This is a genomic window from Streptosporangium sp. NPDC004379 (assembly GCF_042873875.1).
Taxonomy (GTDB): domain Bacteria; phylum Actinomycetota; class Actinomycetes; order Streptosporangiales; family Streptosporangiaceae; genus Streptosporangium.
This window is the reverse complement of sequence record NZ_JBIAMC010000003.1, coordinates 605,013-631,176: the sequence shown is the minus strand read 5'-3', so window position 1 is coordinate 631,176 and position 26,164 is coordinate 605,013. Positions and strand designations below refer to the sequence as shown.

Here is a 26,164-nt window from a genome sequence, read left to right as displayed (position 1 = left end):
CGCCCCGCCTGCGCCCGCAACGCCCCCGCACTCTTCGCCGACACCACCCACACCAACGACCCGTCCCCCGACACCAACGACCCGCCCACCAGCGCCGGCCCACCCGCAGGCACAGACTCCGACGCGGACACCGGCCCGCCCGCAGAGACAGGCACAGACGCCGACACAGGCCCGCCGTTCACCGGCACAGACACCGCCGCCGACACCGGCTCCCCAGCCGGAGGACCCTCCACGATCACATGCGCATTCGTCCCGGAAATCCCGAAACTCGACACCCCCGCACGCACCGCACCCCCACCCGCCAACTCCACCGACCCCGTCAGCAACCGCACCTCACCCACCGACCAATCCACATGCGGCGTCGGCTCCGTCACATGCAACGTCGGCGGCAACACCCGCCGCCGCAACGCCTCCACCACCTTGATCACACCCGCCACCCCCGCGGCGGCCTGCGTATGACCGATGTTCGACTTGATCGAACCGAGCCACACGGGACGGCCGGCCGGACGACGGGTTCCGTAGGTGGCCAGCAGGGCTTCTGCCTCGATCGGGTCGCCCAGCCTGGTTCCGGTGCCGTGGGCCTCCACCGCGTCGACGTCGCCGACACCGAGCCCGGCGTCGGCGAGCGCCTGGCGGATGACGTCCTGCTGGGCCTGGCCGCTGGGGGCGGTGAGGCCGTTGCTGGCGCCGTCCTGGTTGACGGCGCCGCCGCGGATCACGGCGAGGACGGGGTGGCCGTTGCGGCGGGCGTCGGAGAGGCGTTCGAGCACCACCACGCCCGCGCCCTCGGCCCAGCCGGTCCCGTCCGCCGTGGCGGAGAACGACTTGCAGCGGCCGTCGGGTGACAGCCCGCCCTGCCTGCTGAACTCGACGAACATGCCGGGGCTGGACATCACCGTGACGCCGCCGGCCAGCGCCAGCGAGCACTCCCCGCGCCGCAGCGCCTGCACGGCGAACACGATCGAGACCAGCGACGACGAGCAGGCCGTGTCGGTGGTGACGGCCGGTCCCCGCAGTCCCAGGGTGTAGGCGACGCGACCGGACACGACGCTGAGCGCGGTGCCGGTGAGCAGGTGGCCGTCCGCGGTGCCCGTGGACTGGTGCAGCCGGGGTCCGTAGTCGGGGGCCATGGCGCCGACGAACACACCGGTGGGCGAGCCGCGCAACCCGGCCGGGTCGATCCCGGCCCCCTCCACGGCCTCCCAGCAGATCTCCAGCAGCAGCCGCTGCTGCGGGTCCATCGCCGTGGCCTCGCGCGGACTGATGCCGAAGAACGCGGCGTCGAACAGGTCGGCGTCGTAGACGAAACCGCCGTGCCCGGTGTCGCTGGTCCCCGAGCGGTCCGGCCCGGTGGCGGACAACGCGTCGAGATCCCAGCCGCGGTTCCGGGGGAACTCGCCGATCGCGTCGGCGCCGCCGGCGACCAGCCGCCACAGGTCCTCGGGGGAGGCCACCCCGCCGGGGTAGCGGCAGCCCATGCCGACCACCGCGATCGGGTCGTCGCCGCCGCCGCGGATCTCGGCCGTCGGCTCGGCCGCGCCGCCGGTCAGCAGTTCGTGGAGGTGCGCGGCGAGACGCTCGGGCGTCGGGTGGTCGTACAGGAGGCCGGTCGGGAGCCGCAGCCCGGTCGCGGCGCGCAGCCGGTCGCGCAACTCGACGGCCGCCGCCGACTCCAGCCCCAGGTCCTTGAACGTACGGCCGGGCTCCATGTCGGACGCGCCGGCGTAGCCCAGCAGGCGCGCGGTCGCGGACAGCACCAGGTCGCGCAGCTCGCCCCTGGAGCGGACGGGCCCGGCCTGCTCGGGTACGGCCTCCCCGGCGGACGGGGTCAGGGCCGCCGGGCGGCGCGCGGCGGGGGCGGGGGCGGAGGTGCGGGGGCGGCGCTGGAAGGGGTAGGACGGCAGGTCCACGAGGCGGGCCTCACCGCACGGTCCGGACCAGTCCACGGGGGCGCCCCACGTGTACGCCTGCGCGAGCGACCGCAGCAGGCGGTCGCGTCCGCCGTCGCCGCGGCGCAGCGTGCCGACCGCGACCGCGTCCCGCCCCGCCGCCTCCGCGGTCTCCTCCACAGCGGTCACCAGCACGGGGTGCGGGCTGCACTCGACGAACAACGTGTGGTCCCGCCCGTCCAGCGCCGTCCGCACCGCCTCGGCGAAGCGGACGGGGCTGCGCAGGCTGCGGTACCAGTAGCCGGCGTCCAGATCGGCGGTGTCCATCGGCTCGCCGGTGAGCGTGGAGACGAACACGGTGGCGCCGCTCCGCGGGCGGATGGGGGCGAGGTCCCGCAGGACCTCCTCCCGTACCCGCTCGACCTCCGGGGAGTGGGACGCGTACGTGACCGGGATGACCTTGGTGGAGACGTCGGCGAGACGGCCGGCGAGGGCGGTCAGCGCCTCGCGGGGACCGGAGACGACGACCGAGCGCGGGCCGTTGACGGCGGCCACGGTGACGGGCGCGGACAGGTCCGCGATCGCCCGTTCCACCGCGTCGAGGCCGGCCGCGACGGACATCATGCCGCCGGAGCCCTCGATGCCCGCGATGGCCCGGCTGCGCAGCGCGACGACCCGGGCGGCGTCGTCCAGGGTCAGCGCGCCGGCGACGACCGCGGCGGCGATCTCCCCCTGGGAGTGGCCGATCACCACGTCGGGCTCGACGCCGTGGGACCTCCACACCTCGGCCAGGCCGACCATGACCGCCCAGAGCGCGGGCTGCACCACGTCCACCCGGTCCAGGCCGGGCGCGCCGGGGCGCTCGCGGAGGACGTCCAGGAGGTCGAGGCCGGTGAACGGGGCCAGCGCGTCCGCGCACTCGGCGAGCCGTCCGGCGAACACGGGCGAGACCGTCATCAGCTCGCGCGCCATGGCGGGCCACTGCGAGCCCTGTCCGGGGAAGACGAAGGCACGCGCGCCGGCGGTCTCCGTGCCGGTCACGAGGGCGTCGTGCGGCTCCCCTGCGGCCAGGGCCCGGAGCGCGGACAGGCGGGTGCCGCGGTCGGGGGCGAGGACCACGGCGCGGCGTTCGAAGGAGGTACGGGTCCGGGCGAGGCTCAGCGCCACGTCCGCCGGGCCGGTGCCGGGATCCGCGGCCGGCGTCGTGAGGCGCGCGGCCCACTCCCGCAGCGCTCCCTCCGACCGTGCCGACAGCGTCCAGGGCGCGTCCTCCGTACCCGCGTCCCCCGTACCCGCGTCCTCCGCGCCGGCGTCCTCCGTACCGGAGGAGGGAGCGGAACCCGGGACGGAGGCCCGCGCGGGAGGCGAGGCGAGGATCAGGTGGCAGTTGGTGCCGCCCATCCCGAAGGAGCTGACGGCGGCGACCACGGGACCGGGCAGGGGCCGGGTCTCGGTGACGACGTGGAGGCGCAGGTCGCCCAGGGGGATCTCCGGGGGCGCGGACTCGAAGTTGAGGCTGGGGGGCAGTTCGCCGTTCCCGAGCGACAGGACGACCTTGAGCAGCCCGGCGATGCCGGCCGCGCCCTCCAGGTGACCGATGTTGGTCTTGACCGAGCCCACGAGCAGAGGGTCGCCGGCCGGCCGGGCGGTCCCGTACGCGGCTCCGAGCGCCGCGGCCTCCACGGGGTCGCCGACCTTGGTGCCGGTGCCGTGGAGCTCCACGTACCGGACCTGGGCGGGCCGTACCCCGGCGCGGTCGCAGGCCAGCGCGATGACGTCCCGCTGGGCGCGGCCGCTGGGCACGGTGAGGCCCTCGCCGCCGCCGTCGTTGTTGACCGCCCCGCCCAGGATCACCGCGTGCACGGTGTCGCCGGCGGCGAGCGCGTCGGGGAGGCGCTTGAGCACGACCAGCGCGCCGCCCTCGCCGCGCACGTACCCGTTGGCGCGGTGGTCGAAGACGTGGCAGCGGCCGTCGGGCGACAGCGCGCCGAACGCGCCGATGGCGTCGGTGGTCTCCGGCAGCAGGTTCAGGTTCGCGCCGCCGGCCAGCGCCACGTCGCTCTCGCCGCGGCGCAGGCTCTCGGCGGCCATCCAGACGGCCACCAGCGACGACGACTGGCCGGTGTCGAGGGTGAGGGAGGGGCCGCGCAGGCCGAGCACGTACGACACCCGGTTGGCGATCATGGCGCGGTTGGCGCCGGTGTAGGCGTGGCGGCCGGCGCCGCCGATCCGGTCCTGCAGGGCCGCCCAGTCGTTGGAGATGGCGCCCAGGAACACCCCGGTGGCGCTGCCGCGCAGCGAGGCCGGAACGGCGCGGGCGTTCTCCAGCGCCTCCCAGGCCAGTTCGAGCACCAGGCGCTGGTGCGGGTCCATCGCCGCCGCCTCGTTGGGCGAGATGCCGAAGAAGCCGGGGTCGAACCCGTACACGTCCTCCAGGAACCCGCCCCGCCGGTACGCGGTCCCCTCCGCCGCCCGCCCCTCGGGCGCCTCGGTGACGGCGTCCACGCCCTCGCGCAGCAGCCGCCAGAACCTCTCGGGACCGGCGGCTCCCGGGAGCCTGCACGCCATGCCGACGACGGCGACGGCGACCGGCCCCTCGTTCTCGGCCCGCTGTGTCGACTCACCAGCCATCAATGCGCCACCTCAAGCTTCACGCCTCGGGGAGCGTCAGGTATCGACGCCTTGCCTGGGAACGGCTCCGAATAATTACTCGACAGCCGATCTGGAACGCGGCCATGACTTAATCCATTGCGACTTTAAGGTTGCGTTCCGTCCCGGCACACTCCCGGATCGCCGACATGTAGTTGCCACCGCTTCTGGCCACCGGAGGCCACCGGCTCCGCCCTTGACCCCGATCGTTCTCGTCCGCGGAGAATGGCAGGCGGAGAAAGCTGCGGAGGAGATCACATGTCCGTCGAGGCGCCTCTCAGTAACGGCCAGCTCTTCAGCTGGCGGGAAATAGAGCGGTATCCGGACGACTGGCTGGCGGAGGCCAACCTGCCGACCACCTGGGATCTGCGCGGGCTCTCCGGCGAGCGGGTGGACGAGGCGCTGCGGCGGCTGGTGGACCGGCACGAGGTGCTGCGCACCACCTACCGGGATCGGGGCGGCCGGCCGGTGCAGCACGTCCACGAGGACGTCGAGCTTCCGATCGAGCGGATCGACCGGATCGTCACCGACCCCGCCGAGCACGAGCGGACGAAGGCCGAGCTGGTGACGGTGCCGTTCGCGATGAGCGACGCGCTGAACTGGCGCGGCCGGCTGGTCGGCTCGCGGGGCGAGCCGATGTACCTGTGCCTGTCGTTCTCCCACCTGATCGTGGACCTGTGGTCGATCCACCACCTTCAGGACCAGTTCAGGGCGCTGACGGCCGACCCGCGGGCGACCGCGCCGGTGGGGTCCCCGCCGCGCGAGCTGGCGCGGCGGCAACGGGAGGAGTCGTGGCGGCCCCGGCAGGAGGGCTCCGAGCGTTACTGGCGGAGCGTGCTCGACGACGGCCTGATGGACGTCCTGCCCACGCTGCCCGCGAAGGTGAAACGCGACCGGCTGGAGCTGACGCTGCGGTCACGCGGCCTGGGCGGGCTGGCGGCGGAGGCCGGCAGGCGGCACGGGGTGACCGCCCCGGCCGTGGTGATGGCGTTCGTGGCCGCGGGCCTGGCCCGCCACCTGGACGTGGACCGGGTGACGATGAGCCTGATGTCCTCCAACCGGTTCGCACCGGAGGACCAGCACAACGTGGGCACGATGAACCAGCTCATCCCGTTCGTCACGGCCGTGGACCCGCGGTCCACGATCGCCGAGCACGTCAGGCGGCTCCACTGGGCGAGCGCGAAGGCGTACCGGCACTCCGCCTACGACTTCGACAGGATCGCCGAGACGGCGGCCGGGCACGGCGAGCGGCCGGAGCACGACTGCTGGGTCAACCACCTGTTCCGCGCCTGGTTCAACTACATCCAGGTGGACCGGCGCCCCAGCGACCCCCACGACCCCACCCCGGCCTCGCTGGCCTGGACACCGCTCGCCCAGCAGTACGGCCAGGCGTTCCGGGTGCGGGTGGAGGTGCGCGGCGGGTGCACCAGCGTGCTGATGCTGGCCGACCCCGACGTGCTGCCGGCCGGGGCGATGACCGACATCATGCGGACGATCGCCGACGGCGTACGGCTGGCGGCGACCGATCCGGGGCGCGCGCTGAAGGACCTGTGGAGCGCACGCGGCGACCTGCCGCCGTCGCTGTTCCCGCCCGAGCCGCCAGAGCCGCCCCGCTGAGTCCTGGAGAGGCCATGGAACGCACCCTTCACCGGTGGTTCGCCGACGCCGCCGCCCGCCACGGTGAGCGGGTCGCGCTGGAGGTGGGCGGCGGCCGTCACACCTACGCCGAGCTGGAGGCGCTGTCCCGGCGGCTGGCCGCCGAGATCGTCGCGGCCTGCGGCGAGCCGCCCGCCAGGGTCGGCCTGTACGCGGCCCGCAGCCTCCTGGCCTACGCCGGCTACCTGGCGATCCAGCGGCTCGGCGCCACCGCGGTGCCGCTGAACCCGTCCGCGCCCGCCGCGCGCAACCGCGCCGTGACGGCGGCCGCGGGGCCCGGCCTCGTGCTCGCCGACGCCGGCCTCCGGCCGCCCGTGCTGCCCGCCGCCACGCTGGCGGTGAGCCTGGACCGGCTGGACGCCCCGCCGCGCGCCGTGCCCGACGCCTTTCCGGCCGGCCCGGACGACCTGGCGTACGTGCTGTTCACGTCGGGGTCGACGGGTGTGCCGAAGGGCGTGCCGCTGCGCCACCGCAGCGTGGACGCGTACCTGTCGCACGTGGTCCCTCGCTACGAGCTGGGTCCGGGCTGCCGGCTGTCGCAGACGTTCGACCTGACGTTCGACCTGTCGGTGTTCGACATGTTCGCCGCCTGGGGCAGCGGGGCGACGCTGGTCGTGCCGGCACCGTACGACCTGCTCAAACCCGTCGCCTTCGTGGCCCGCGAGGAGCTGACGCACTGGTTCAGCGTGCCGTCGGTGGTGTCGCTGGCCATGCGGCTGCGGCGGCTGACGCCGGGCGCGATGCCGTCGTTGCGGTGGAGCCTGTTCTGCGGCGAGCCGCTGACGCTGCCCCAGGCCGCGGCGTGGCGGACGGCCGCCCCGGGGAGCGTCCTGGAGAACCTGTACGGTCCGACGGAGCTGACCATCAGCTGCACCGAATACCGCCTTCCGGCCGACCCGGGGCGCTGGCCGGAGACCTCCAACGGGACGGTGCCGATCGGGACGCCGTACCCGGGGGTCGAGTACCTGGTGGTGGACGGCGGGGGACGGCCGGCCGCCGAGGGCGAGCTGCTGCTGCGCGGCGTGCAGCGCTTCCCCGGGTACGCCGATCCCGGTGTGAACCGGGGACGGTTCGCCCGCTTCGACGGCGTGGCGGCGCGCGACGCGGCGACGGCGGGCGGGACCGTCGCGCCGGACCTGTGGTACCGGACCGGTGACCGGGTGGCCTGGTGCGACGGCACGCTGGTTCACCTGGGACGGCTGGACCAGCAGGTCAAGATCTCCGGGCACCGGGTGGAGCCGGGCGAGGTCGAGGCCGCGCTGCGGGACCGGCCGGGCGTGGTGGAGGCGGTCGTGCTGGCGGTGCGGGGACGGGACGGCGAGCTGGGCCTGGAGGCGGCCTGCACGGGGACGGGGCTGGACCCCGTGGCGCTGGTCAGGGGGGTGGCGCAGGTGCTGCCCGGCTACATGGTGCCGCGCTCGGTGACGATCCTGGACGAGCTGCCGCTGAACGCCAACGGCAAGGTCGACCGCCGTGCCACGGCCGCCGCCCTGAACACCGTCTGAGGCGGACGCGGTCCGAGACGGACACGGTACGGGGCGCCGCCGCCCGATGGGGTGGCGGCGCCGGCGAGCGGGGCGTCAGAGGGGCGGAGGCGTCAGGCACGACGACAGGGTGCCCCACAGGGAGCCGACCGTCCTGAACGTGGACTCGTTCAGCAGGTCGTCGGGCAGCTCCACCCCGTAGGTGTTCTCCACGTCCACGAGAAGCCGCACCACGCCCATCGAGTCGAGGCCGAGCGCGCCCAGCTGGTCCTGCGGGGTCAGCCGCTCCGCGTCCGCGTACGGCAGATGGATTCTCAGAAGGCTCTTGAAGCTGTCGGGTATTTCCAGCATGGCGAGGTGTCCTCATCTCACGGAATCATCCCCTTGAAAAGAGGTTTCCGAAAAACAGGGGCCCCGGTCAAGCGACCCCTGCTGACAGGTTCTCCGCCGCCGAACCGGTCATCGCGTGACCATTGCCGGACACGCGGTGAAGCCCAATCCTCGAGATGTCCGGTTTCATGGAATCCGCCGAGGTGAACGTCTCATGAAATCCGCAGGCCTGTGCTGGGGGCAGCGCTACATGTGGCTGCGCGTCCATCAGCTTCCTCCGGAGCACCAGCACGAAACGCACGTGGTGCTGCGTTTCGAGGTGCCCTCGGGGATCACCGTCGCCCAGGCGAAGGCCATCCTCACCCATCTGACCCGGCGTCACGAGATCCTGCGGACGACGTACCGGCTCGACCCCGAGCCCGGGCAGCACGTGGATCCGCCGCGCCCGCTGCCTGTCCGGGTCGTCACCACGGAGCGGGACGGCACCCCCGGACCCGTCGAGACGGTCGAGGAACTGACCCGCAGCCCGTTCGACCCGGCCGGGGAGTGGCCGATCCGGGCCTGCCTGGTCACCACCGGGGGCGCGCCGAAGGCGTGCGTGCTGGTGTTCAACCACCTGGCGGTGGACGTCTGGACACTGGGGGAGATCAAGCGGGAACTGCGTACGCAGGCCGCCGGGATGGCCGCGCGCCGCCCGGCCGCGCTGTCCCCCGTCCGGAACCGGCCGGCCGACCTGGCCCGCCACGAGGCGTCGGCGGACGCGGCGATCACGGCGGCGCGGGCGATGGCGCACTGGCAGGAGGAGGTGACCCGCCTCCCCCTCGATCCCTTCGCCCGCCGGCGGGCGGAGCGCGACGGCCCCCCGGCCCGGCACGCGACGCTGGTCTCGCCCGTCTTGCCGGGGGCCGCCCGGACGGCCGCGGGACGGCACGGAGTGTGGCCGTCGCTGGTGCACGTCGCCGCGTACGCGGCGATGACCGCGATCTACACCGGCGGCGACTCGGCGGGGTTCCTGTCGTTCGTCAGCAACCGCGAGACGCATCCCTTCCCCGACGTGATGACCTGCATGTTCTCCCCGACGCTCGTCCGGGTGGACTGCGCGGGCGACCCGTCCTTCGGCGAGCTGCTCGGCCGCGTGGCCGGGAGCTTCTCGCGGGCGCGCGAGCACGCCTACGTCCCCTACGACGAGATCGTCGAGATGGTCTCGCGCGAGGGGTCGCGGCGCGGCGGCCCGGTGCTGCTGAGCTCCGAGCTCAACTTCATCAAGCAGCGCACCAAGGAGTACGGCGGGCGGCGCACCGCCTTCACCTGGAACCCGGTCCCGGAGTCGTGGGCATACTGCGGGCTGGACACGTACCTGCGGATCGACGAGTGGCGCGACGCGGTCTCGCTCTCCCTGCACGCCATGTCGTCGGTCATGGACGCCGGCGCCGTCGAGTGGTTCCTGCGCGGCATGGAGCGCCTGGTGCTGGCGGCCGGCGACGACCTGCGGCTCACCGAACTGGCATCCCTGGTGCCCTTCGCCCCGGAGACGGCCACCGCGTCCGCCATGCCCACCACGCCGCCCTCTGCACCCGCCGACGAGGCCGTGCAGGCGTTGCTGGCGGCCGTGCGGGACGCGCACGGACTCGCCGGCGTCGACCCGTCCGACAGCTACACGCTGGCCGGAGGCCGGGCTCTGCGCATCCCGCGGGTACTGGCGGAGCTGAGCGGCCGCGGCTGGCGGGGACTCACCCTCCAGCAGCTCGCCGGTCCCACACCGCTGGGCGCGCTGGCCGCCCGCCTGACCCCCGTCCCGCAGAACTCCACCACCCCTATTCCCAGTCACAGGGAGTGAACGTCATGTCCCAGACCCTCAACGGACAACAGGTGGTCAGAAGCCGCCGCCTGGTCGCCTCGGAGCAGGAGTTACGCGAGACCATCGACCGCGAGCTGCCCGCCGCCGACCTCGGCGACCTGGTCATCATGGGTGGTCACTTCATGCTCTTCGAGGACCCGGAGACGGGCCGGCTGACGCCCGGCGTCATCGAGGAGCAGCACGACGAGACCATGCGCCGCCGCGTCGCCGGCCGCGTCGGCATCTTCCCCGGTTACACGTGGCGGATGTCGGCCGAGCTGCTCCGGAGCTACGCCGCGGCGGGCGCCGACGTGCGGCTGCTGCTGCTCATCAACGACTGGCAGTACGTGCCCGCCGGCGGCCGCCCGGCCGGCGAGCTTCGCGCGGAGTTCTTCGCCGGCATGTCCGCGCTGCCGTCCTCTTACGAGAAGACGCTGCGGGAGGCCGGGCTGAACGGGGACAGCGTGCTGCCCAGCCGCAAGCACCCCCTGGCCTTCCCCGAGACCTGGCTGAAGTACCGCTTCCAGAAGGCCGCCGACCGCCTCGTCAAGGCGGGGCGCCTGGAGAAGCGCTACCTCGACACCGGCCGGAACGACACCGAGGTGGCCTTCCTGGACGCCGACGGCAACTACCGCACCCTGATCAGCTGCGGCGTCACCGGCTGCGCGGGCGAGATCACCGAGATGGTCTCGGAGGTGTACAGGGCCGGCCACCGCAACCTGCTGATCTTCGCGCCCGGCGAGTGCCTGCGGCCGGTGGAGACCGGCGTCGACATCGCGCTCGGCCTGTACGACCTGCCCGGCATGCGGGTGGTCGTGGCCGATCCCGGCGGCAGCGGCGAGATGTCCGAGGACGAGATCTACGACAAGCTCGTCACCGTCAGCACGTTCCGGCGGTGATCCCCGATGAAGCCCATATACCTGGACGGCTGCGCCACCACCCGCGTCGACGACGAGGTGCTGGAGGCCATGATGCCGTACCTGCGCGAGGAGTACGGCAACCCCTCGTCGCCGCACGCCATGGGCAAGCGGGCACGGCGCGCGGTGGACGCCGCGGCCGAGTCGGTGGCCCGGCTGATCGGCGCCGGCCCCGGCGAGATCGTGTTCACCTCGGGCGCGACCGAGAGCAACAACATCGCCCTGCTCGGCGTGTTCGCCCACGGTGACACCGCCCCGGTCAACGGCGTGTTCTGCCCCACCGACCACAAGTCGTCGCTGGCCGTCGGCCAGGCGCTGGCCGCCCGCGGCGTCGGGACCAGGACCATGCGGGTGCGCCCGAGCGGCCAGGTCGACCTCGGGCACCTGGCCGGGCTGCTCGATCTGAACACCCGGGTGGCCACGGCCGCCTGGGTCAACAGCGAGATCGGAGCCGTGCAGCCGGTGCGGGCCATGGCCGCGCTCTGCCACGAGGCGGGCGCGCTGCTGCACGTGGACGGCGCGCAGGCGGCCGGCCGCATCCCCATCGACGTGCGCGACACGGAGCCGGACACCCTGTCCCTGTCCGCCCACAAGATCCACGGTCCCAAGGGCGTCGGCGCGCTGTACGTGCGGCCGGAGATCCGCCACCGGCTGCGCCCGATCATGTACGGCGGCGGCCAGCACGCGCTCCGCAGCGGCACCGTCCCCACCCACCTGGTCGTCGGCCTCGGCAAGGCGTGCGAACTGGCCGCCGGGCGCTGGGACGCCGAGTGGCGGCGGGTACTCGAACTCCGCGCCGTCGCCCTGGACGTGCTGACGGCCGGGTTCCCCGGGCTGCGCGTCAACGGCGACCCGGACGTGAGCGTGCCGCACGTGCTGAACGTGGTGCTGCCCGGCGTGCGCGGTGAGAGCCTCGTCTCCAGCCTGCGGTCGGTGGCGCTGTCCACCGGCTCGGCGTGCAACTCCGGCTCCCAGGAGCCCTCGTACGTCCTGACCGCCATCGGCCTCTCCCCCGAGGACGCCAACAGCTCGGTCCGGCTGTGCCTGGACCCGCGCATGTCGTTCGAGGATCTGACACTCGGCGTCGAGACCGTCGTGGAGCGGGCCCGCGCGCTGGCCGGCGTGGCCCTGGACAGGGTGACCCCGGCCGGTTCCGAGCCCGCCGGTCTCAGGCCGGTCGGTTCCGAGCCCGCCGGTCTCAGGCCGGTCGGTTCCGAGCCCGCCGGTCTCAGGCCGGTCGGTTCCGAGCCCGCCGCTCTCACGCCGGCCGGTTTCACCCCGGTCGGAGGTGAGCCCGCCGGAGTCGAGGAGGTCACCCCGCTGTGAGGTACTTCCTGGCGGCCTGCACTCCGGCCTGGAAACGGCTGGTGGCGTCGAGATCGCGCATCATGGTGGCGATGTGCCGGCGGCAGCTCCGCACCGACATGCCGAGCTTCCTGGCCACCACCTCGTCGGTGTAGCCCTTGGCCATCAGGGCGGCGATCGACTGCTGGAGGTCGTCGGCCACGCCCGAGTAGCCGAAGTCGATGCCCTCCAGCGGCGTGGCCATCTCCCACAGGTGGTTGAACAGGTCGAGGAAGAACTGGATGACGCCCTGGTTGTGCACGCGGGCGATGCTGGCCTCGGCGTCGTCCGCGCCGAACAGCACGACCAGCGAGCGGTCGAAGACGATGGCCGACCGCGGCACGTGGCTGACGGTGTAGACGGAGGCGCCCGCGTCGGTGAGCCGCTTCATCCGCATCCTGGTGCCGACGTCGGCCCGGTTGCGGTGCTGGCAGATGATGCGGACGGTCACCCCCCTGGTCACCAGGCCGAGGTAGGTCTCCGCCATGTCCTCGACCACGCCGCCTCCCTGGAGCACCAGGACCTCGTCGCGGCAGGCGTCGCCGGCCGTCTTGAGGAAGCCGCGCACCTCCATGGTCCCCGCCAGGTAGTCCACGGTGCCCTGGGACGCGCCCGGCGACTGCTCCACCAGGCCGACCCGTTCCTTGATCTGGTCGAGCAGCTCCCGCCGCCGGTAGATCTCGCGCTCCACGGTGGACACCAGCGACGCCGCGGCCAGCTCCGGGTCGACCGGGGCGTACCGCTCGACGGCGCCGGCGCCGTCGTCCGGCCGCAGCAGGTGGCTGTCCGTCAGATGGCGCACCGCCTCCCGCATCTCCCCCACGCCGATGCCGAGGTCGGCCGCCGCCACCTCGATGGCCTCGATCGCGCCCTTGCTCTCGGCGTAGCGGTACACGTCCATCACGTGGTCCCGGGTGAACGACATCAACGTCATGATCTTTCCTCCTCAGGCGGCGGACAGCGCTCGGCGGCGGAACAGGGCCAGGGCGGCGCCCAGCAGCAGGGCGGCCATCCCGGCCAGTACGGCGAGCTGGGGCAGCACCGCCGTGAGGCCCTTGCCCGGCTGGGCGAGCGTGAGCAGCGCGTCCATGCCCCAGGCGTGCGGGAACAGGTGTCCGATGGTGTTGATCACTTCGCCGGACGACTCGCGCGGCCACAGGCAGCCGCCGAGCATGCCCAGCACCACGCCGAGCGGCGGGCCGACGGCGGGGGCCTGGTCGGGCGCGTTCAGCAGGGTGCCGACCAGGAGGGCGGCGCCGGTCGCGACCAGCGAGAACACCACCACGACCGCCGCCACGCCGAGCGGGTCGCCCCACGTCACGCCGAACGCCAGCGCGCTCACCACGACGACCAGCACGGCCTGGGCGAGCGCCACGAGGAACCGGCTCAGCGCCTCCCCGAGCAGCACCGACGCCCGCCGGACGGGAGCCGTGAGCGCCCGCTGGAGCATGCCGAGCCGGCGGCTCTCGACCAGGGCTGCGGCCACGGCCATGGAGTTGATGAAGGTGAACAGCAGCAGGTTGGCCGGGGCGGTGTAGGCGAAACCGCGCGGGTCGGCGGCGCCCGCGGACCCGCCGGTGACGGCCACGCGGCCGGACTCCGCCTGGGCCTGCCGGACGTACGCGGCGGCCTGGGCCGGCGTGGCGCCCGCGGTGACGGCGGCCCGGGTGGCCTCCTCCACGGCGGCCACCCGGCCCACGGCCACGTCGATGGCGCTGCGGGCGGCCATGCCGCTGCCGTTGACCTCGGTGACGACGAGCCGGAGCCGGGCGGGGTCGTCCGGGACGACCAGGCCGGCGGCCAGCGCGCCGGACCGCACGCCGGAGCGCAGGTCCGCGGCCGACTCCACGCGGGTGACCTCCAGGTCGGGGCGGCGGTCCAGCTCGGCCAGGAGGGCGGCGGTGACGGGGTCGGAGCCGTGCGCGACCACGCCGACGGGCAGGCGTCCCGTGCCGTTGCCGATGGCCATGCCGACGAACGCGATGGACACGAACGGCATGATCACCATGAAGAACAGCCCCACCCGGTCGCGGGTGTGCCGTCGCAGGTTGGCGGCCACCAGGGCCAGGACGGGGCGTGGGCTCACAGCAGCGTTCCCTTCTTCATCCCGAGTACGGCCAGGCCCCCGGCGACCAGTGTGATCGCGCACAGCACGGCGACGGGCCCGGCGACGGCGGCCGGGCCCGCTCCGGAGCCGGCCAGTTCGGTCAGCGCCGTGGAGGTCCAGCCGTTGGGGGTGAGCAGGGCGGCGGCCTGGAGCACTCCGGGCAGGCTGTACATCGGCACGAGGCTGCCGCCGAGGAAGGCCATGACGAACGACACCACCATGATCACGCCGTCCGCCTGGGCGTCGGTCTTCGCCCGGGAGGCCACCAGCATCGTGATCGCCGCGGCGGCCAGCACGTGCGCCAGCAGCACCGTGAACACGGCGAGCGGGTCCCCCCAGGTCGCGCCGGACACCAGCACGGAGGCCGCCCAGGTGACGCACACGCTGACCAGCGCCAGCGCGAACCCCACCGCGGCCTTGCCCGCGAACGGCACCCACGCGGCCAGCGGCCCGGCGCGCATGCGGTCGAGCGTGCCGAGCTTTCGTTCGGTCAGCAGGCCACGGAAGGACGCCCCGACCACGAAGAACGCGAACAGCGCCGCCATGCCGGAGCCGTAGTGGACCGACAGGTCGACCTTGCCGCCGGACATCGGGTCGTCCTCCAGCGCCGGCGACGGTCCCGCCGCCCCGTTGCGCTCCACCAGCTCCTTGACCTCGTCGCCGGGCACCCCGGCCTTCAGCACGGCGCGCACCGCCAGGGTCCTGGCGTCCACCAGCGCGGAGATGCGGTCCACGACCGCCCGCGCCACCACCCCGGCCAGAGGGGACTTCGGCGAGGTCAGGACGGCCACGTCGCCGCCGTTCCCCTCCCCCACGCTGCGGCTGAAACCGGCGGGGAAGACGATCGCCGCGCCGATCTCCTCGGCGTCCAGGGCGCGGTCCGCCTCCTCCCGGCCGGGCAGGTCGCGCAGCGTCATGACGCCCTTCAGCTCCTCCGAGGCCATCACCTCGCGGCGCACACCGGCGGGGAACTCGCCGCGGTCCAGGTCCACGAACCCGACCGTGGCCCGCAGCGGCGGGTCGTCCCCGCCGAGGACCACGCTGAACAGCGTGGCCAGCGTGACCGGGACGATCAGCGCGATCACCAGGGCGGTGCCGTCGCGCAGCCGGGTCCGGAACTCCAGCGCGCTCACCGCGGCGAATGCTCTCCACATGGTCAGTCCCGCAGGGTGGAGCCGGTCAGGTGCAGGAACGTGGCCTCCAGGTCGGGCTCGATGACCTGGGCGGCCGTCACGGTGGAGCAGCCGTCCACGGCGGTGATGAGCGCGGGGAGCAGGTGCCGCCCGTCCTCGGCGAGCAGCCGGATCGACGTGTCGCCGGTCATGGCCGCCTCGATCACGCCCTCGACCGCGCGCAGCTTGGCCAGTGCCGTCTCCATGTCACCCTCCAGCGACAACTCCACCTTGTCGGCGCCGCCGACCAGTGCGATCAGTTCGCGCCGGGTGCCCTCGGCGATGATCCGGCCGTGGTCGATGATCGCCACCCGGTCGCAGACCCGCTCGACCTCCTCCATGTAGTGGGAGGTGTACAGCAGCGACATGCCCTCGCCGACCAGGCGTTCGACGCCGTCCAGGATCGCCTTGCGGCTCTGCGGGTCCACGCCCACGGTGGGCTCGTCCAGGATCAGCACCTCGGGCCGGTGCAGCAGCGCGGCCCCGATGTTGATGCGCCGCTTCATGCCCCCCGAGTACGTCTTGAGCCTGCTGTCGGCGCGGCCCGTCAGCCCCACCAGGTCGAGCACCTCGTCGATGCGCCCGGCCAGCTCGCGGCGGGGCAGGCCGAACAGCCGGCCGAAGAAGCGCAGGTTCTCGCGGCCGGTCAGCTCCGGGTAGAGGGCGATCTCCTGCGGGACGTACCCGATCCCGGCCTTGGCGCGCATGGGGTCGTCGGCCAGGTCCACGCCGCGTACGCGCACGTGACCGGTGTCGGGACGGAGCAGGCCGACGAGCATGGAGATCGTGGTGGTCTTGCCCGCGCCGTTGGGGCCGAGCAGCCCGTACGCCTCGCCGGGCGCGATGTCGAAGCCGACGTCCCGGACGGCGTGGACGTCGCCGTAGCGTTTGCCCAGGCCGTGGCAGGACAGCGCGGGCGGCGTGGCCAGGGTGGACGGCGTGGGCGCGGTCGCCGGCGTGGGCCCGGTCATATCGCCCAGCCCCGCGCGTCGGCCGGGTCGCCCTTGTCGGCGGTGTTGGCGGCGGACACCTGGCGGTCCGGGTCCACGCCGAGCTGGTAGTCCAGCGGGGTGTTGCCGTGCACGCGGTTCCACAGCACGTGGGTGTCCAGGGTGTCGTCACCGCCCCAGTCCTTGGACGAGCCCATGACGAAGGCCGCGCCCATGACAGACTCGCCGCCCGGGTGGTTGTCGTGGATGTGGTTGTCCACGACGCTGACCCGGCTCGTGCCGATCAGCGCGAGGCCGACGCCGGACATCGGCGGGCCCGCCGCGCCCAGGCCGTCCGGCCCGGCACCGGAGGCCAGGTCGTTGCCGTACAGGTCGTTGCCCGCCACCAGGCAGTCGGTGACGCCGCCCGGCGGCTCGCCCTCGTAGACCTGGTTGAGCAGGAGCACGCCGACCGCGTTGCCGTGGCAGGCGTTGCGCAGCACCCTGACGCCGGAGGAGTTGTCGACGAAGACGCCGAAGGCGTTGGCGCAGGACTCGTTGCCGGCCACCAGGTGGTCGGACAGGGGGCAGAAGCTGAGGGCGGCACCGCCGTACCGGCTGCCGCGGGCCCGGCAGTCCATGATCCGGCAGCCGGTGGACTCCCGCAGGTAGACACCCCAGACGTCGTTGTCCACGACCTCGACGCGACGCACCGTGACGCCGGCGACGGAGTGCGCGTAGACCCCCGCGCCGGAGAAGCCGCGCACCGTCAGCCCCTCGATCCGCACGTTCGAGAGGTTCTCGCCGTACACGGTGACGCCGTTGACCACGTCCCCGGCGGCGTCGTGCAGGGGCGGCGCCCCGGACGGCGTGACCTCGCCGGGCTCCAGGATCGTCCGGCCCGCGCCCGCCCCGGTGAGGGTCACGCCGGGGTGCCGGATCCAGACGCTCCCGGCGAAGACGCCCTCCGCCAGGGTGACGTGCGCGCCGGGACCGGCCTCGTCCAGCGCCCGCTGGATCGGCTCTCCCGGCTGGACGGTTCTCCTCATGACGGCATCCCTTCCTCCTGGGTGTGGACGGTCCGGGCGTAGACGACCGCCAGCGCCGCGAACAACCCCTGGCTCTCCCCCCACCGGGCGGCTCCCACGGGCACGCCGGGCCCGAGGCGGACGGCGGCGGCCCTGGCGCTGGCGCCGCGCACGGCGTAGGCGGCGCCACCGGTCAGGGACACCCCCGTGGCGTCGGCCAGTTCCGCCGCCGCCTCGTCCAGGAGGGCCGCGGCCCAGGCGGGCGGCCGATCGGGCAGCGCCTCGAAGTCGTGCCAGCTGAATCCGGCCGGGCGGACGCCGACCGCCTTGATCAGGCTCTCCTTGACGGAGAACGCCGCCACCCCCGGCCCCAGCGTCAGCTCGTCCGGCGTGCTGACGTGCCGGGCGAACACCTCGCCGCCGCGCGCCATCGCCCGTGCCAGCCGGTCGCACTCCACGATGTCCACCCCCATCAGCAGGGCGGGCGCGTCCGGCCGGCCCGCGGGCGGGCGGGCGGCACGTGACCGGGGAGCGGGCGGCGCGACGGCGGGCGGGGAGAGGAAGACGGCGAGCGCGTCCCCGCCGGCGACCGGGAGGGTCCGGGGGGTCATGTGAGGGCTCCGGCGCGGCGGGTGACGAAGCGTTCCAGGGCCGCGGTGTATCCCTCGGCGCACTCGACCATGGGGATGTGACCGCTGTCCTCGACGACCAGGACCTCCGCGTCCGGGCGGCCGGCCAGCACGTCCAGCCAGGGGGCGACGGGGGTCATGCGGTCGTGGCGGCCCCAGACGTACAGGGAGGGGCAGCGGACGCGATCCAGCGCGGGCCTCACCTGGTACCGGCGGGTGGCCTTGAGGCTGCGGGCCATGCTCACCATGGCCTCCGGCCGCTCCAGCAGGGCGCCCGCCTCGGCCATGCGCTCGGGGGCGAAGTGGCTGCGCCCACTGTGGAAGAGGGCGGCCACCATGCGCTCGCCGAAGTCGTCCCCGAAGGGCCGCACGCTGGCGCGCCGGTCGAAGCTCAGTCCCACGTCGGGGTCGGGGGTGAGGCCGGGGGCGCCGCTCACGACGATCCCCCGCACCCGGTCGGGTCGGCGTCCCGCCAGGTCGATGGCCACCAGCCCGCCGAGCGAGTTGGCGCACACCACGGCGTCCTCGACGCCCGCGTCGTCGCAGGCCCGCAGCAGCGCGTCGCCGAGCCGTTCGATCGACCCGGCCACCTGGCGGTCGAGGGCGCAGATGGCCTCGTTCGTGCGCAGCACCGGCCACCCGTCCTCGGACAGCCGCCGGAAGGGGTGGTCCCAGATCCAGCCGCCGGCGAACAGCGCGGACATGAACACCACGGCCGGCCGGCGGTCACCGGGCCGGTGCTCGGCGGTGAATTCCAACATCGGGGTCTCCGATCGCTCGGCGGGTCTCACAGGGTCGGTGCGTCGCCGGGGGTCCAGCCGCACGGGCAGGCCGCGTCCGCGCCGGCCACGACGACCGCCGCGCAGCCGGGGCAGCGGGCGTAGTCGCGGGCGTGGATCGGCCGCCACACGCTGGTGTGGACGCGGGTGCACAGGCCGCTCTTGAAGAAGCGGCGCACGGCGCGCTGGTGGGGCCGGGCGTGGACGGCGCGCACGGACTCGGGCCGGTCGAAGGCGCTCAGCGTGTACTTGCGGTCGCCGATGTCGAACGTGGTCACGCCGAGGAAGCCGCGGGCCGCGCGCAGGGACTTGACGATCTCCACGCTGAGCAGGTCCACGTCGGCCGCCTCGGCGTCGTCGCGTACCTCAAGCCAGGTGAGGACGAGCGCGCCGGGGCGTTCGGTGCGGCCGGTGGCGGCGCGGGTGCTCACGCCGAACTCGCGCGTCCCGTCGGACTCGGGCACGAACCGCGCGCCGTAGCCGAGCCCCGTGGCCAGCGCCAGCCGGTCGAAGTCGCGCCGCACGTGCGCGCCGTCCGCGCCGACGGTCACCAGGTCGGTGCCGGTGACGGTGACGGCGCCGCCCGTGGCGGGGATGCCGAGGTAGGCGTCGCGGTGGTCGGCCGTGAGCGTCCAGGAGACGACGGCCGCGTCGGCGTCCCCGGCCACCCGCCCGGTCTCGAAGCGGAGGTTGCGGAAGCGCGCCAGCACGGCGGCGGCGTGCGCGGCCAGCGCCGGGCCGGCCAGCGTCCCGCCGGAGTCGGGGTCGGCGTAGGAGGCGACCGCGGCGGCGACGGCCTCGGGGTCGCCGTCGCACCACGCCCGCAGGTGCTCCTCCGCGGTCTTCCTGGCGTCCGTCACCGGTCCTCCTCGTCCTCGGGGAGGCGGGGGGCGCGGAGGGCGACGGCGAGGGCGCGGCGCGAGGTGTGGCTGAGGGAGACCCGGATGCGGGCGCCGGGACCGTCGAGCCCGGCCAGCCGGCCGGTGAGGCGGACGGACGGGGGATGCATGTCGCGGCAGGCGGCGTCGCCGCGGCAGGCCGGGGTGGGCACGGGCAGCACCTCCACCTGGCCCAGGCGCTCGGCCGTGGGCCGCATGCCGAGCAGGCGCAGCACCGCGTGCTTGGCCGCGAGCCGTCCCGCCCAGTGCTGGAGGGTGCGCCCGTCGGCGGACCTGACCCGTTCGGCGGGCGTGAAGACCTCCTCCAGGGGCATCGCGCCGACCAGTTCGTGAGGCCGCGTGAACCCCTCGTACCCGACCACGGCGCTCCCCCAGCGGTTCGGCGTCACGCCGCCGCTCCGCCCGTTCACGCCGCCACCGTCTTGGCGAGGCGGCGGAGGGTGGCCGGGTCGGCCATGCTCAGGCACCGGGCCCCCGCGCGCCGGGACAGGCCGGCGAGCACCTTGCTGTCGCCCACCTCCACGCCGGGTGCGACGGCCTCGACCGCGGCGACCGTACGCGTCCACAGGACACGGCCGGTGAGCTGTTCGATCAGGGCCTCCCGCAGCGTCCCGAGGTCGGTGGCCGGCTCGCCGGTGACGTTCGGCACGACGGGGACGCGCGGCTCACGCATCGGCGCCCTCCGTACGGCCTCGGCCCACTCCGGCACGGCCTCCGCCATCAGCGGCGAGTGGAAGGCGTTCCCCACCCGCAGGGTCACGATCTTGGTGGCGGTGACGGCGAGCGCGGCCAGCCGGTCGAGCGCGGGCGGCGTCCCCGAGACCACCACGTGCCCGGGCGCGTTCTCCAGCCCCACCACGACCGGCTCCCCCGGCTCGGACGCGGACGCGGCCAGGTCCTCCACCTCCTCGACGGGAAGTCCCATCACGGCCCGCATGCCGCCGATCCGCCCGACGCCGGCCATGAGCCGCGCGCGGATCGCGACCAGCCGCACCGTGTCGTCGAAGGTCAGCACCCCGGCCGCGTGCAGGGCGCTCAGCTCGCCCACGCTGTGCCCGGCCACGACGGCGGGCTCGTACCCCTCCTCCGTGAGGACGGCCAGCGCGGCCAGGTTGCAGGCCGTCACCGCCACCTGGGCGTGTTCGGTGGCGACCAGCCGCTCCTCGGGCCCGCGGGCGCACAGCGGGGAGATCGGCCGCGTCAGCAGCGCGTCGAACCGGTCCAGCCGCTCCCGGGCGGCGGGACGGCGGCGCAGCCACGCACCCATCCCGACGCGGACGGTCCCCTGGCCGGGGAAGAGATAGCCGAGCATGCGATGCACACCTTTCCGGGGCGGCTAGAGGCGACGGCGCGGACGCCGTTCCTCGTGCGCGGGTTGTTCCGTGCCGAGGAAGCCGAGCAGCAGCTTGCTGACCTCGTCGGGGGCGTCGAGGGGCAGCCAGTGGCCGGCGTCCTCGACGCGCTCGTACCGCCAGGGGCCCTTGACGAACTTGCCGGAGGCGGACATGCCCTCCTCCAGCAGCGCCTTGTCCCCGGCGCCCCAGACGCCGAGCGTCGGCGCGAGCACGGGCGGGAAGGGGCGGGCCGGACGCAGCTCGGCGGCCGGCGAGCGGTTGGCGCGGTACCAGTTGAGCCCCGCGGTCAGCGCGCCGGGCCTGGCCAGGTCGCGCAGGTAGCGGTCGTAGTCGCCGTCCCGGCCCATGATCTCCTTGAACAGCCGCCACCCGTTGCGCCGCAGCAGTTCCTCGCTCACGCCGGGGAACTGGTAGAAGAGCATGTACCAGGAGGCCGCGCGCTGCTCCAGCGACGGGGTGGCGAAGACGCCGGGGTGCCCGACCGAGAGCACCGCCAGGTGGTCGACGCGGCGGGGCATGAGGAAGGCGTACATCCAGGCGATGGCCGCGCCCCAGTCGTGGCCCACCAGGTGGGGCCGCTTGACGCCGAGTTTCATGGTGAGGGCCACGACGTCGTTGACGATGGTCTGCATGCCGTACGCCTCGACCTCCTGCGGCTTGCCGGAGTCGCCGAAGCCGCGCAGGTCGGGCGCGATGACCCGGAAGCCGCCCTCGACCAGGGCGGGGATCTGGTGCCGCCACAGGTAGGAGGAGTCGGGGAAGCCGTGCAGCAGGATGACGGCGTCACCCTCGCCCTCGTCCACGTAGGCCAGGTCCACGTCGTTGACGCGGACGAACTTCTTCTCCGTCATGCCGTCTCCCTGAACAGCCGTTCAGCGAAGAACTCGCTGAAGCCGAACTCCGGTACGTCCTCCGGGGCGACCATGTTGAGCAGCCCGGTCACCTGCGCGGCGAAGTTCTTCGCCATGAGCCTGCGCACCCGCCGCCGCCGCTCGACGGCCTCCGGCCCGAACTCGACGTGCAGCCTGCTGATGATGGAGGCTCCGAAGTGGAGCCGCTCCAGGCGGAGGTTCCGCTCCTCCACGTACGGGGCGAACGCCTCGGGCGACCAGTCGCCGGAGGCCAGCAGGATGTCGCAGACCGTGCGGGAGTCGCGCATCGCGCAGGACAGGCCGGTGCCGAGCACGGTGTCGGCGTTGCCCGCCTCGTCGCCGATCAGGATCACGCCCTCGAACACGGGCGACCTCTCGGGGAAGCTGGACACCGACGGCCACACCGACAGCGGCCCGGCCGGCACCGCCTCGGTGACCGCCTTGCCCCGGTCGGGCAGGCAGTCGAGCTCGAACGCGGCCAGGAACCGCTCCACGCCGCCCGGTCCCCGGTAGCGGTGCTTGTTGGCGACGGGGAAGTTCAGGTAGAGGCGGGCGCGGCCGTACCCCTGGGGGAAGACCATGAACATCACGTCGCCCTCGGTGCCCATGGCCTGCACGTCCGCCGGCCAGGAGTCCAGGCCCTCGACCATCATGCCGCCGCCCCAGTGGTGCATGGAGTTGCGCATGGTGGCGCCGACCTGGCGGCCGACGGTGTTGCCGCGCCCCGTCGCGCCGAGCACCATGCGGGGCCGCAGCTCGTGGTCGCCCTCGGGCGTCCGGTACGTCACCACCGGCCGCGGCCCGGCGGTGACGCCGATCCTGGAGGCGTCCATGACCAGGCGCGCTCCGGAGGACACGGCCTGCTCGGCCATGAGCTCGCAGACGCTGTGGTGGGGGAAGGACAGCGGCCCGCCGATGCCCGGGATGAACCGGGTCATGTCCACGGCCTCGACCTCGTCCTCGGTGACGGCCTCGTCCCAGGTCATCCACTCGCGGATCTCCCAGCCGCCGCCGGCGGAGAAGCAGTCGTACACGCCCAGCCGCTGGGCCTCCCTGATCCCCCACGGCGCCAGCCACTCGCCGCGTACGAGGTCGTGGTAGGCGTCCTGCTTCTCCAGCAGCACCACCGACTGTCCGCCGGCGGCCAGCCTGCAGGCCGCCGACGCGCCGGAGATGCCGCCGCCGACGATCACGACGTCGGGGTCCTCGGGTCGTCGGGTCACGTCCCCCACCTCTCCCAGTAGGTGCGCTCCTTGGCGCTGTGGCGGTCGGCGGGCCGGAAGTCGGTGCCGACCGTGTAGGCGACCGGGATCATGCACACCTGCGTGACCCCGGAGGGGATGCCGAGCAGTCGTCCCACGGCGCGTTCGTGGGGGACGTGCAGGCAGGTGATGGTGCTGCCGAGGCCCCGGCTGCGCAGGGCGAGCTGGAAGGACCAGACGGCCGGGAAGATCGAGCCGTAGAAGATGCTGGCCCGGGTCTCGCCGTGCTGGACCTCGTGGCCGGGGTCCTCGGAGACCTTGTCCGCCATGCGTTCGCGCCAGGCGGCGTTGATGGCCGCGACGTCCGGCGGGCGGCCCAGCACGCACGGGATGACCAGCGCGGGGACCCGGGCGATCGTCTCGGTGAGCGCCTGGGCGGAGTCGTGGTTGCGGCGGGCCTGCCGGTCGTTGCGGCGGCGCCCGGCCCTGACCCAGATGTCGTTGAGGTGGAACTGCCACGACGAGCGGATCATCTCGGCCAGCCGCGCCTTGACCGCGGACTCGGTGACGACCAGCCACCGCCAGTTCTGGTGGTTGTTGGCGGTGGGCGCCTGGACGGCGACCTCCAGGCACTCCTCGACGACCTCGCGGGGGACGGGCCGCTCCAGGTCGAGGCGGCGGCGCACGGACCGGGTGGTGGTCAGCAGCCGGTCGGTCTCGGCCACGTCGAAGGGGGGCGCGCTCACAGGGCCTCCAGCAGTGTCGCGCCGCGCACCGAGCCGGGGGCCGCGGTGAGCGCCACCGCGCGGCGCACGGGGCCGGGGAGGTCCGGCTTGGTCACGTACGAGACGAGGTCACCGGCGCGGGGCGCGGTGAGCCCGGTCAGCGCGGGGGCGACCTGGTCGCGCAGGGCCAGGGCGGCCAGGACGATGTTCATGGCGCCGGTGGCCGCCTGGCAGTCTCCGGTCAGCCCGGCCGAGGCGGTCAGCAGCGCGCCCGGCAGGCGGGCGAGCACGGCGCCGGCCTCCGCGCCGTCCTCGGGCGCCCCGGCCCCGGCGCCGATCACCAGCTCCGCCGGTCCCTCCCCCGCAGGCGACTCCGGCGTGCCGAGCGCCGTCAGGGCCCGGAGGACCGCCTCGGTGCCGGTGCCGGTGTCGGGGGTGTGGGCGGTGGCGGTCACCGTCGCGTACGCCCGGCCGCCGCGGCCCGCGCAGTGCTCGGCAGACTCGACGACGAAGGCCACGGCCGCCGACCCCGGCACGGGCGCGGGCGAGCCCTCGCCGTACGGGACCGGCGGATCCTCCGGCGGCGCGGACGCGGTCGTCTCGTCGGCGGCGACGATCAGGACCACCTCGGCCTTGCCCGCCCGGATCATCTCCAGCGCGCAGTCCAGGGCGATCGAGGCCGACGCGCCGCCGTTGCAGATCGTGGTGGTCGGCCCGCGCAGCCCGAGCGTCTGGCAGACCGCGCCTCCCGTGGCGTTCAGCACGACGTTGGAGAAGCTCAGCACGGCCGGCTTGTTCGGGTTGAGCGCGATGCTCTCGTCGAATCCGCCGGTGCTCTCCGCCGACCCGGCGGCGGTGGCGAACACCAGGCCCACGTCGTCCAGCGCCTTCCTGGGCAGTTTCAGCCCGGCGTCCTCCCAGGCCAGGCGGGAGGCGGCGATGGCCATGCGCGACAGGTGGTTCATGTGCCGCCACAGCGAGCGCGGCGCGTACGTGCGCCCGTCCAGCGACGGCGGCCTTCCGGGCTCCTGACGCCCGGCGGCGACCGCCTCGGCGACCTCGGCGATCCCGGCGCCGGCCCCGGTCACCGGCCCGAGACCGGTGATCACGGCGGTACGGCGCGGCAGCGCGTCGTACGGGCGCGGGTCACGGGGCCGCGTCAGCACGAGGGAGACGTTGTTGCCGCCGAAGGCGTAGTTGTTGGAGACGACCGTGTCGATCGTCATCGGCCGCGCCGTGTTGGGCACGAAGTCCAGGTCGCTCGCGGCCGGTTCGTCCTCGAAGCCGATCGTGGGCGGGGCGGCGCCGTGCTGGAGCGCCAGCACCCCGGCCACCGCCTCCACCGCGCCGGCCGCGCCCAGTGTGTGGCCGACGAACGACTTGATGCTGCTGGTGGGCACCTGCCCGGCGCGTTCGCCGAAGACCAGGCGCATGACCTTGGCCTCCATGGCGTCGTTGGCGGGGGTGCCGGTGCCGTGGCCGCTGACGTAGTGGACGTCGGCGGGGGTGAGGCCGGCGTCGGCCAGGGCCCGCCGCACCGCGCTGGCCCCGCCGCGGCCGGTGGGGTCGGGGGCGGTGGCGTGGTAGGCGTCGGCGGACAGGCCGTACCCGGCCACCTCGGCCAGCGGGGTCGCGCCCCTGGCCAGCGCCAGGTCCAGCGGTTCCAGCAGCAGGAACGCCGCGCCCTCGCCCAGGTTGAGACCGTCGGAGCTGCTGTACGGACGGCAGGGGCCGGTGCTCAGCGCCTGCAGTCCCGCGAAGCCCGCGTACGTGCCGAACAACAGCGGGTCGACGCCGCCGGCCAGCACGGCGTCCGCCTCGCCGGTGAGGATCTTGTCCCTGGCCAGGCCGACCGCGTTGCCTCCGGCCGCGCAGGCGGTGGAGACCAGGACGCGCGGGCCGAGCAGCCCCAGCCGGTCGGCCACCACGTCGCCCGTGCGGTGCATGGGCTGGTAGCGTCCCGCCGCGTCGGGCGTCGCCTGGCACTTCCCGAGGATGATCCCGAACCGGCCGGCCGCGGGCCGGCCGGCCGTTCCCGTCCCCGGCGGGCCGGCGAGGCCGGCCTGTCCGAGCGCCTGACGGGCGGCGACGAGCGCGAGCCTGGCGGTGCGGTCGTCGTCGCGGTCGTCGTCCGGAAGCCGTTCGTCGATCCACGCGTCCGGCACCTGGCCCGCGTACCGGGCCGTGAAGACGGCGAACGCCTCGTCCTCGATGGGGGTGAGGCCACCCTGGCCGGCGGTGAGCCGCCGCCAGAACTCGGCGGGGTCGCGACCGGCCGCGCAGATGATGCCCAGGCCGGTGACCACGACGGGCCGCAGCGCCATGCTTGCCCTCCTTAACTCGGCACCGGAACTCGGCACC

General features: G+C 74.2%; 21 protein-coding genes. 5 read left to right on the top strand and 16 right to left on the bottom strand.

Annotated elements, in window-relative coordinates:
- Positions 1–4,520 (bottom strand): beta-ketoacyl synthase N-terminal-like domain-containing protein (locus ACFYSC_RS09990; RefSeq protein WP_389959238.1); only part of this gene is annotated, 4,520 nt, incomplete at its 3' end.
- A gap of 276 nt (positions 4,521–4,796) precedes the next feature.
- Here ACFYSC_RS09990 and ACFYSC_RS09985 point away from each other — a divergent pair.
- Positions 4,797–6,155 carry a condensation domain-containing protein gene (locus ACFYSC_RS09985; protein WP_389959235.1) on the top strand — a complete coding sequence of 453 codons (1,359 nt, stop codon included), beginning with the start codon at positions 4,797–4,799 and terminating at the stop codon, positions 6,153–6,155.
- Between the two features lie 14 nt (positions 6,156–6,169).
- Positions 6,170–7,699 carry an amino acid adenylation domain-containing protein gene (locus ACFYSC_RS09980; protein WP_389959232.1) on the top strand — a complete coding sequence of 510 codons (1,530 nt, stop codon included), beginning with the start codon at positions 6,170–6,172 and terminating at the stop codon, positions 7,697–7,699.
- 75 nt (positions 7,700–7,774) lie between these two features.
- Here the strand turns inward: ACFYSC_RS09980 and ACFYSC_RS09975 are convergent, their stop codons facing one another.
- Positions 7,775–8,029 (bottom strand): phosphopantetheine-binding protein, encoded by a 255-nt coding sequence (locus tag ACFYSC_RS09975; RefSeq protein WP_362942891.1) that lies wholly within the window; start codon positions 8,027–8,029, stop codon positions 7,775–7,777.
- A gap of 193 nt (positions 8,030–8,222) precedes the next feature.
- Here ACFYSC_RS09975 and ACFYSC_RS09970 point away from each other — a divergent pair, with 193 nt between their 5' ends.
- Genes ACFYSC_RS09970 through ACFYSC_RS09960 form a run of 3 tightly spaced genes read left to right on the top strand, consistent with a single transcriptional unit; the run spans position 8,223 to position 12,088 of the window.
- Complete coding sequence (locus tag ACFYSC_RS09970; RefSeq protein ID WP_389959229.1) at positions 8,223–9,845, top strand: condensation domain-containing protein; 1,623 nt, start codon at positions 8,223–8,225, stop codon at positions 9,843–9,845.
- Between the two features lie 5 nt (positions 9,846–9,850).
- Positions 9,851–10,744, top strand: a complete 894-nt coding sequence (locus ACFYSC_RS09965) for an LPD16 domain-containing protein (protein ID WP_362942897.1) — start codon at positions 9,851–9,853, stop codon at positions 10,742–10,744.
- A 6-nt stretch (positions 10,745–10,750) separates the two neighbouring features.
- A complete protein-coding gene (locus ACFYSC_RS09960) occupies positions 10,751–12,088 on the top strand; it encodes a cysteine desulfurase family protein (RefSeq protein WP_389959224.1) in 1,338 nt (445 codons plus the stop codon).
- Here the strand turns inward: ACFYSC_RS09960 and ACFYSC_RS09955 are convergent.
- From ACFYSC_RS09955 to ACFYSC_RS09890, 14 genes are read right to left on the bottom strand one after another with little or no spacing between them, the layout of a single operon-like run.
- Positions 12,075–13,040, bottom strand: coding sequence for a hypothetical protein (locus tag ACFYSC_RS09955; protein WP_362942903.1), 966 nt, complete (start codon positions 13,038–13,040; stop codon positions 12,075–12,077). The two genes, ACFYSC_RS09960 and ACFYSC_RS09955, sit on opposite strands and share 14 nt — an antisense overlap.
- 12 nt (positions 13,041–13,052) lie before the next feature.
- Positions 13,053–14,192, bottom strand: coding sequence for an ABC transporter permease (locus tag ACFYSC_RS09950; RefSeq protein ID WP_389959221.1), 1,140 nt, complete (start codon positions 14,190–14,192; stop codon positions 13,053–13,055).
- Entirely contained in the window at positions 14,189–15,367 is a 1,179-nt protein-coding gene (locus tag ACFYSC_RS09945) for an ABC transporter permease (RefSeq protein ID WP_389959218.1), read from the bottom strand. Before ACFYSC_RS09945 ends, ACFYSC_RS09950 begins: the two co-directional genes overlap by 4 nt.
- Before the next feature lie 2 nt (positions 15,368–15,369).
- Positions 15,370–16,356 (bottom strand): ABC transporter ATP-binding protein, encoded by a 987-nt coding sequence (locus tag ACFYSC_RS09940; RefSeq protein WP_389959216.1) that lies wholly within the window; start codon positions 16,354–16,356, stop codon positions 15,370–15,372.
- Entirely contained in the window at positions 16,353–17,363 is a 1,011-nt protein-coding gene (locus ACFYSC_RS09935; protein WP_389959214.1) for a nitrous oxide reductase family maturation protein NosD, read from the bottom strand. The genes ACFYSC_RS09940 and ACFYSC_RS09935 overlap by 4 nt, the downstream gene beginning before the upstream one ends.
- The gene (locus ACFYSC_RS09930; RefSeq protein WP_389959211.1) at positions 17,360–17,953 is read right to left on the bottom strand and encodes a 4'-phosphopantetheinyl transferase superfamily protein; all 594 of its coding nucleotides are present in this window, start codon (positions 17,951–17,953) and stop codon (positions 17,360–17,362) included. Before ACFYSC_RS09930 ends, ACFYSC_RS09935 begins: the two co-directional genes overlap by 4 nt.
- The gene (locus tag ACFYSC_RS09925; RefSeq protein WP_389959208.1) at positions 17,950–18,732 is read right to left on the bottom strand and encodes an alpha/beta fold hydrolase; all 783 of its coding nucleotides are present in this window, start codon (positions 18,730–18,732) and stop codon (positions 17,950–17,952) included. The genes ACFYSC_RS09930 and ACFYSC_RS09925 overlap by 4 nt, the downstream gene beginning before the upstream one ends.
- 26 nt (positions 18,733–18,758) lie before the next feature.
- Entirely contained in the window at positions 18,759–19,610 is an 852-nt protein-coding gene (locus tag ACFYSC_RS09920) for an ester cyclase (protein ID WP_389959205.1), read from the bottom strand.
- The gene (locus ACFYSC_RS09915; protein ID WP_389959203.1) at positions 19,607–20,059 is read right to left on the bottom strand and encodes a phosphopantetheinyl transferase; all 453 of its coding nucleotides are present in this window, start codon (positions 20,057–20,059) and stop codon (positions 19,607–19,609) included. The genes ACFYSC_RS09920 and ACFYSC_RS09915 overlap by 4 nt, the downstream gene beginning before the upstream one ends.
- Positions 20,056–20,961, bottom strand: a complete 906-nt coding sequence (locus ACFYSC_RS09910; RefSeq protein ID WP_389959200.1) for an ACP S-malonyltransferase — start codon at positions 20,959–20,961, stop codon at positions 20,056–20,058. Before ACFYSC_RS09910 ends, ACFYSC_RS09915 begins: the two co-directional genes overlap by 4 nt.
- A gap of 24 nt (positions 20,962–20,985) precedes the next feature.
- Positions 20,986–21,855, bottom strand: a complete 870-nt coding sequence (locus tag ACFYSC_RS09905) for an alpha/beta fold hydrolase (protein WP_362942933.1) — start codon at positions 21,853–21,855, stop codon at positions 20,986–20,988.
- Entirely contained in the window at positions 21,852–23,099 is a 1,248-nt protein-coding gene (locus tag ACFYSC_RS09900; RefSeq protein WP_389959198.1) for an FAD-dependent oxidoreductase, read from the bottom strand. Before ACFYSC_RS09900 ends, ACFYSC_RS09905 begins: the two co-directional genes overlap by 4 nt.
- On the bottom strand, positions 23,096–23,824 hold the full coding sequence (locus ACFYSC_RS09895; RefSeq protein WP_389959195.1) for a nitroreductase family protein: 729 nt from the start codon (positions 23,822–23,824) through the stop codon (positions 23,096–23,098). The genes ACFYSC_RS09900 and ACFYSC_RS09895 overlap by 4 nt, the downstream gene beginning before the upstream one ends.
- On the bottom strand, positions 23,821–26,127 hold the full coding sequence (locus tag ACFYSC_RS09890) for a beta-ketoacyl synthase N-terminal-like domain-containing protein (protein WP_389959192.1): 2,307 nt from the start codon (positions 26,125–26,127) through the stop codon (positions 23,821–23,823). The genes ACFYSC_RS09895 and ACFYSC_RS09890 overlap by 4 nt, the downstream gene beginning before the upstream one ends.
- Positions 26,128–26,164: the final 37 nt, after the last annotated feature.

Excerpts from the sequence above, each read along its gene's own strand:
- ACFYSC_RS09985 (WP_389959235.1), top strand. The coding sequence starts at position 4,797 with ATGTCCGTCGAGGCGCCTCTCAGTAACGGCCAGCTCTTCAGCTGGCGG.
- ACFYSC_RS09980 (WP_389959232.1), top strand. The coding sequence starts at position 6,170 with ATGGAACGCACCCTTCACCGGTGGTTCGCCGACGCCGCCGCCCGCCAC.
- ACFYSC_RS09975 (WP_362942891.1), bottom strand. The coding sequence starts at position 8,029 with ATGCTGGAAATACCCGACAGCTTCAAGAGCCTTCTGAGAATCCATCTG.
- ACFYSC_RS09970 (WP_389959229.1), top strand. The coding sequence starts at position 8,223 with ATGAAATCCGCAGGCCTGTGCTGGGGGCAGCGCTACATGTGGCTGCGC.
- ACFYSC_RS09965 (WP_362942897.1), top strand. The coding sequence starts at position 9,851 with ATGTCCCAGACCCTCAACGGACAACAGGTGGTCAGAAGCCGCCGCCTG.
- ACFYSC_RS09960 (WP_389959224.1), top strand. The coding sequence starts at position 10,751 with ATGAAGCCCATATACCTGGACGGCTGCGCCACCACCCGCGTCGACGAC.
- ACFYSC_RS09955 (WP_362942903.1), bottom strand. The coding sequence starts at position 13,040 with ATGACGTTGATGTCGTTCACCCGGGACCACGTGATGGACGTGTACCGC.
- ACFYSC_RS09945 (WP_389959218.1), bottom strand. The coding sequence starts at position 15,367 with ATGTGGAGAGCATTCGCCGCGGTGAGCGCGCTGGAGTTCCGGACCCGG.
- ACFYSC_RS09940 (WP_389959216.1), bottom strand. The coding sequence starts at position 16,356 with ATGACCGGGCCCACGCCGGCGACCGCGCCCACGCCGTCCACCCTGGCC.
- ACFYSC_RS09935 (WP_389959214.1), bottom strand. The coding sequence starts at position 17,363 with ATGAGGAGAACCGTCCAGCCGGGAGAGCCGATCCAGCGGGCGCTGGAC.
- ACFYSC_RS09930 (WP_389959211.1), bottom strand. The coding sequence starts at position 17,953 with ATGACCCCCCGGACCCTCCCGGTCGCCGGCGGGGACGCGCTCGCCGTC.
- ACFYSC_RS09925 (WP_389959208.1), bottom strand. The coding sequence starts at position 18,732 with ATGTTGGAATTCACCGCCGAGCACCGGCCCGGTGACCGCCGGCCGGCC.
- ACFYSC_RS09910 (WP_389959200.1), bottom strand. The coding sequence starts at position 20,961 with ATGCTCGGCTATCTCTTCCCCGGCCAGGGGACCGTCCGCGTCGGGATG.
- ACFYSC_RS09905 (WP_362942933.1), bottom strand. The coding sequence starts at position 21,855 with ATGACGGAGAAGAAGTTCGTCCGCGTCAACGACGTGGACCTGGCCTAC.
- ACFYSC_RS09890 (WP_389959192.1), bottom strand. The coding sequence starts at position 26,127 with ATGGCGCTGCGGCCCGTCGTGGTCACCGGCCTGGGCATCATCTGCGCG.